At 69.9% G+C, this 5,962-nt stretch carries 4 protein-coding genes and 1 tRNA gene; 3 read left to right on the top strand and 2 right to left on the bottom strand.

Features of this window, described 5'->3' with window-relative positions:
* Positions 1-139: 139 nt before the first annotated feature.
* A complete protein-coding gene (locus tag FNH04_RS39940) occupies positions 140-814 on the bottom strand; it encodes a helix-turn-helix transcriptional regulator (RefSeq protein ID WP_386574693.1) in 675 nt (224 codons plus the stop codon).
* Positions 815-1,407: 593 nt separating this feature from the next.
* On the opposite strand from FNH04_RS39940, the gene FNH04_RS39935 reads away from it, so the two are divergent.
* Together FNH04_RS39935 and FNH04_RS39930 are read left to right on the top strand one after the other, a co-directional pair.
* The gene (locus tag FNH04_RS39935; RefSeq protein ID WP_152791015.1) at positions 1,408-1,842 is read left to right on the top strand and encodes a hypothetical protein; all 435 of its coding nucleotides are present in this window, start codon (positions 1,408-1,410) and stop codon (positions 1,840-1,842) included.
* Positions 1,843-1,859: 17 nt separating this feature from the next.
* Entirely contained in the window at positions 1,860-4,166 is a 2,307-nt protein-coding gene (locus FNH04_RS39930) for a tetratricopeptide repeat protein (RefSeq protein ID WP_152791014.1), read from the top strand.
* A gap of 206 nt (positions 4,167-4,372) precedes the next feature.
* Here FNH04_RS39930 and FNH04_RS39925 read toward each other — a convergent pair.
* Positions 4,373-4,446, bottom strand: a tRNA-Thr gene (locus tag FNH04_RS39925).
* A 259-nt stretch (positions 4,447-4,705) separates the two neighbouring features.
* Between FNH04_RS39925 and FNH04_RS39920 the strand changes: the two genes are divergently transcribed.
* A complete protein-coding gene (locus FNH04_RS39920) occupies positions 4,706-5,797 on the top strand; it encodes an ABC transporter ATP-binding protein (protein WP_152791012.1) in 1,092 nt (363 codons plus the stop codon).
* Positions 5,798-5,962 lie beyond the last annotated feature (165 nt).

Raw genomic sequence — 5,962 nt, 5'->3', positions numbered from 1 at the left:
CCACCCCCACCCGCCACACGAACCGAGTGGGCCAATGAACCGCGGAGGGCCGGCACCCCCACCGGCCCTCCGCGCCTCCACCGGCCCCATACACTCCCCGGCCCTCCGCGCGCCCGGATGCAGCCCTCAGACGCAGCCCTCAGATGTAGCCCTCCCGAAGGGCGTAGGCCACGGCGTGCGCCCGGTTGCGCAGATGCAGCCTGGTGGTGAGGCCGTGCACGACGTTCTTGACGGTGCGTTCGGAGTACGACAGCCTGCCCGCGATCTCCGCGGTGTCCAGCCCGTCGGCGACGAGCCGCAGCACGTCCAGTTCGCGCGGCGCCAGTTTCAGCGCGGGCGTACCGGGCTCCGTCGCGGTGCGCCGCAGCGTCCCGACCTGGCTGATCAGCCGGCCGAGCAGGTCCGCGGGGAGGTCCCCGTCCCCGCGCGAGGCGGCGAGCACGGCCCGTAACAGCCGGTGAGGAGTGGCCTCGTGGCGCCAGACGACGGCACCGACACCGCACTCCACGAGGTCGAGCAGATCGCTCTCGCGGATCGTCCCCACGACCAGTACCGGACGGGTTCCGTCCTTGCGTACAAGTCTGCGCAGCCGCGACCGCGTCAACTCGTCCAGCGTCTCGGCGACCAGTACCGTCACCGCGCCCGGTACCGCCTCCGCCTCGTCGACGAGACGGAGCTCCACGTGCTGCCGGAGCTGACTGACCGCTCCGGCGCGGGAGATGGGGTCCTGTGCGTGGACCACCACCGGGACCCGCGTGCTCTCGGGCCGCACCGCCTCCGCGGCCGCGCTCTGGGTCGAACTGCTGTGCACCACGACTTCCTCTGCCCTCGTGTATCCGTGTCCGTCCCGGCGCCCGCCCCCGGACCTGGGACCGCGGGCGCCGCTCACCCCGCATGACGGTGACGAACGACTTCAGGTTCTGTCCGGCACACCGACCCGTCCTGAACCCGTACGCCGCGGGACACGTCGAGCGACACGGAAGTCGAAGGCAGCCGCGGAGCCCCCCGGGGCGGGCCGACGCGACCCGTACCTGCACAGACGCTCAGCCGGACAGCGTCGGACCGTCCGTGGAGCCGCGCCCGTCACCGCCGTGGAAGGTGGCCGGATCGGGCGTGCTGTACGGGCCTCGCTCGGGGTGCGTGAACCGGTGGCGGACAAACACGCCGGTCCGGCCTGCGGCGCCTGGAGACAAGGGCCGGCTGGAGGCACAGTACGGTCTGCTGACCAGCATCGCCGGTGAGGCGGGCGGGGCTTCCGGCCCGGGGTGCGTCCTCGTTGCCGTTGCCTGGTGGCTCCTCGGCTGCCGGCGTCGTGGCAGGCGCGCGCGGGGTTGGTCTTTCGGCTGATCGGGTGAGGGTCTCGTCCTATGCTGGGCTTCTTGTCCGCTGATGCGTGGGGGTGTTGTCGTGTTGGTCGAGGGACTGATCGCGGTGGCGGCGGCTGGTGGCGGGGCGATCGTGCAGGCGGCGGGGACGGATGCGTGGGCTGGGATCCGCAGCGGTGTCGCGCGGATCCTTGGCCGCGGCGAGTCGGGGCGGGAGCGTGCCGAGCTCGAGCGGCTCGATCAGACCCGGGCCGAGCTGGAGTCGGCTGGTGACGGCGCTGGGGCGGAGCGGGTGCAGACCGTCTTGGTGACCCGCTGGCAGACCCGTCTGGAGATGCTCCTTGAGCAACTCCCAGAGGAGGAGCGGCAACAGGTTGCCGCTGAGCTGCAGGCTCTGGTCCAGCAGGCGCACGCCCAGGCCCCGGTGCAGATCAAGAACATCGACTTCAGCAACGCGACATTCACCGGCAGCCAGGTTCTCGGCAGCGGCACGCAGAACAACACGATCAACTGGTAACGGTACGGGCGGCAGGCATGGGGGCGAGGAAGACGTCCGGCAAGCGCAAGAGCGGCGGGAAGAAGGGCAAGCGTCCCGGGCAGGGACAACGCACCGGTAGCAGTTTCGCGGGGGCGTCGTTCGAGCGCAGTCAGGTGCTCGGTAGCGGGACGCAGACCACGAAGATCAACGTGCAGGCGTACGCGGCGGTGCCGACCGCGCTGAACTCTCTACCAGGGTTGCCGCAGGAGTTCACCGGACGCGAGGACGAGATCGCGCGGATCCTGACCATGCTCGCCCCCGGGAGCAGTTCGGGTGCGGCTGTCGGGTCGGTCGCCGGGCTGCCGGGCGTGGGCAAGACCACACTCGCCCATGCCGTGGGGCATGCCGCGCTCGGCAAGGGCTGGTTCACCGGGGTGCAGACGGTGAACCTGCGCGGCTACGACCCGACTCCTGTCCCGCCGGAGGACGCGCTGGAGGCGCTGCTGCGAGCCCTTGGTGTCGCGGCGGAACACATCCCGCCCACGCTGGACGAGCGGGAGGGGCTCTACCGGTCCCAACTCGACGCTCTGGCACGGGAGGAGCAGCGGGTTCTGATCCTGGCGGACAACGCCTCGACCTCGGACCAGGTCCGGCCGCTGCTGCCGGCCCGTCACCATGCGGTGCTGGTGACCTCCCGGCATACCCTGCCCGGGGTCGGCGCCCGCCTGTTCAACCTCCATCCTCTCCAGCCGGATGCCGCCGTCGACCTCCTGCACCAGCGGCTGGAGGTCGCCGACCCCGACGACCGGCGGGTCGAGGACGAGCCCGCGGCCGCGGAGGAACTCGCCGCGCTCTGCGGCTACTTGCCCCTGGCGCTGCAGATCGCCGCCGCGCTCCTCGCCGACGACCCAGGCCAGCCGCTGTCCGAGCGGGTGCGGATGCTCACCGACGCCGGCACCCGCCTGGGCGGCCTCGACGACGGCGAACGCAACCTGCGCGCCGTCTTCGACGAATGTCTCACCCGGCTCACCCACCAGCAGGCCGACCTCTACCGCCTCCTGGGTCTCCACCTCGGCCCGGACATCTCCACCCCCGCCGCCGCGGCCCTCACCGGCCAGCCCGTCGACAAGATCACACCACTGCTGCGGCAACTCGTCCAGGCGCGTCTGCTCGCCCAGAACAGCCAGGCGCGCGACCGCTGGTCCATGCACGACCTCCTGCGCGTCCACGCCCAGGAACAGGCCCGCGTCACCATGGACCGTGACCGAGTTCCGCGCCGGCGCTACGAACAGGCCCGCAGCCGACTCACCGACCACTACGTCCGCCACGCCGAAGCAGCCGACACCCACCTCCGGCCGCCCGGCGGCGCCGTGTCGACGCTGTTCGCCTCACGGGAGCAGGCTCTGGCGTGGTTTGACGCCGAACGCGAGAACCTCCTCGCCACCACCCACGCCCACGCCCGTACCCAGACAGCCCTGGACCTGGGATTCGCCCTCGGCCGCTACCTGGATTGGCGACGACGACTTCAGGATGCGGTGACCGTCCGCGCCCATGCACTGGAAGCCTGCCAGGTACTCGGTGACGCTTTGAACCTGGCCGGCGCCTGGAACAACCTCGGCAGCGCTCTTGAGGAGCTCGGGCGCCACACGGAGGCACTCGACGCCCACCAAACCGCCCTCAGAATCTTCCAGCAGACCGGCGACACCCACGGCCAAGCCGACGCCTGGAACAGCCTCGGCATCGCACTCGGAGAGCTCAAGCGGCACACCGAGGCGCACGACGCCCACCAAACCGCCCTCGACCTCTACCAGCAGACCGGCGACACCCGCAGCAAAGCCATGGCCTGGAACAACCTCGGCACCGAACTCGGAGAGCTCAAGCGCCACACCGAAGCGCACGACGCCCACCAAACCGCCCTCGACCTCTACCAGCAGACCAGCGACGCCCACGGCCAAGCCGTGGCATGGAACAGCCTCGGCATCGCACTCGGAGAGCTCAAGCGCCACACCGAAGCGCACGACGCCCACCAAACCGCCCTCGACCTCTACCAGCAGACCGACGACACCCACGGCCAAGCCATGGCCTGGAACAACCTCGGCAGCGCCTGTCGGAACCTGGAGCGATACGCGGAGGCGATCAAAGCTGGGGAGACTGCGATCGCGATGCTGACCCAAGTCGAAGACTGGGCGCGTGCCGGAGAAGCGTGGGCCGAGTTCGCGACCACCCTGAACGCGTCCGGTGCCGAACCGTCCCGGGGTCGGGAAGCATGGGAGCAGTCCGCCACCGCCTACATCCGCGCCGGCGACGACGAAGCGGCAGCCACATCCCGCGCGAAGGTCGAGAACCCACCACCAGGCACCTGACCACAGGCGCCCCCGATCGCGTCCACCGTGCGCCGGGTGACGTCAGCGTGAGCGTGCCGGCACCCGGTAGTCGCCAACTGGGCCCTGTGCCTCGCCCGTGGGCTGGACATGGGATCGACTGCTGAAGCGGCGCCGATGGGGCGACTGCCGTCAAGAACCACCGTCAACGCCCCCGCGATCTCGGATTGCGGGGGCGTTGGACTGGGAGCCCCCTGTCGGATTCGAACCGACGACCTTCGCTTTACAAGAGCGGCGCTCTGACCAGCTGAGCTAAGGAGGCCCGCGCATGGGTACGCATCGCTGCCACGCATGCACGCCCGTGCAGTGTACCCACCCCACGGCCGGGCCCCGTCGAAAATTTCCGCGAAGTTCACAGGGCCTGGGCTACTGACAGACCAGGTGAACGCCAGGTACCGTCCTGTGCCAGTTCACTCCCGTGGACTACACCACCGCGGAAGCCACGAGGTTCCCGCGGCGGACCACCACCTTTACAACGGATCGTCCGGCACGTTCCTGCCGGTGAAGGGGGCCTACGACCCATGGCCACAGTCTCGTTCGACAAGGCGACCCGGATCTACCCGGGCACCGAGAAGCCCGCCGTCGACGCGCTCGACATCCACATCGAGGACGGGGAGTTCCTCGTCCTGGTCGGCCCGTCCGGCTGCGGAAAGTCCACCTCGCTCCGCATGCTCGCGGGACTCGAGGACGTGAACGCCGGCGCCATCCGCATCGGTGACCGCGACGTCACGCACCTGCCGCCGAAGGACCGGGACATCGCCATGGTGTTCCAGAACTACGCGCTGTACCCGCACATGACCGTGGCCGACAACATGGGCTTCGCGCTCAAGATCGCGGGTGTGCCGAAGGCCGAGATCCGCCAGAAGGTGGAGGACGCGGCCAAGATCCTGGACCTCACCGAGTACCTCGCCCGCAAGCCGAAGGCCCTCTCCGGCGGTCAGCGCCAGCGTGTCGCCATGGGCCGTGCCATCGTGCGTGAGCCCCAGGTGTTCCTCATGGACGAGCCGCTGTCCAACCTGGACGCCAAGCTCCGTGTGTCCACCCGTACGCAGATCGCGTCGCTCCAGCGCCGTCTCGGCATCACCACGGTGTACGTCACCCACGACCAGGTCGAGGCCATGACGATGGGCGACCGCGTGGCGGTGCTCAAGGACGGTCTGCTCCAGCAGGTCGACACCCCGCGCAACATGTACGACCGCCCGGCGAACCTCTTCGTGGCCGGCTTCATCGGCTCCCCGGCGATGAACCTGGTCGAGGTGCCGATCACCGACGGCGGCGTGAAGTTCGGCAACTCCGTCGTGCCGGTCGACCGCGACGCGCTCTCCGCCGCCCCCGACAAGACCGTCACCGTCGGTGTCCGCCCCGAGCACTTCGACGTGGCCGGGCCCGACTCGGACCAGGGTCTCGCGGTCACCGTGAACGTGGTCGAGGAGCTGGGCGCCGACGCGTACGTCTACGGCACCGCCAAGGTCGGCGGCGACGACTCCAAGGACCTCGTCGTCCGCGTCAGCGGCCGTGACGTCCCGGAGAAGGGCAGCACGCTGCACATCGTCCCGCGCTCCGGCGAGACCCACGTGTTCTCGACCTCCACGGGCGAGCGCCTCTCCGACTGACGTACGGAACAGGCTGACGGAGAGGGCCCCGCGGACCCCTTAGGTTCTAGTGGTCGTTGCAACACCCCAGTTCAGGGGTGGCAATGGACTTCAAGATCCGGGAGGACCGGAGGCCGCAGGGACCCAGGAAGCTGGTCCAGGAGCGGGAGGCATACTTCCGGCTTG

The sequence above is a fragment of the Streptomyces phyllanthi genome (assembly GCF_009377205.1).
GTDB classification, from domain to species: domain Bacteria; phylum Actinomycetota; class Actinomycetes; order Streptomycetales; family Streptomycetaceae; genus Streptomyces; species Streptomyces phyllanthi.
This window is presented reverse-complemented; position numbering and strand designations above follow the sequence as displayed.

Excerpts from the sequence above, each read along its gene's own strand:
- FNH04_RS39920 (WP_152791012.1), top strand. The coding sequence starts at position 4,706 with ATGGCCACAGTCTCGTTCGACAAGGCGACCCGGATCTACCCGGGCACC.
- FNH04_RS39930 (WP_152791014.1), top strand. The coding sequence starts at position 1,860 with ATGGGGGCGAGGAAGACGTCCGGCAAGCGCAAGAGCGGCGGGAAGAAG.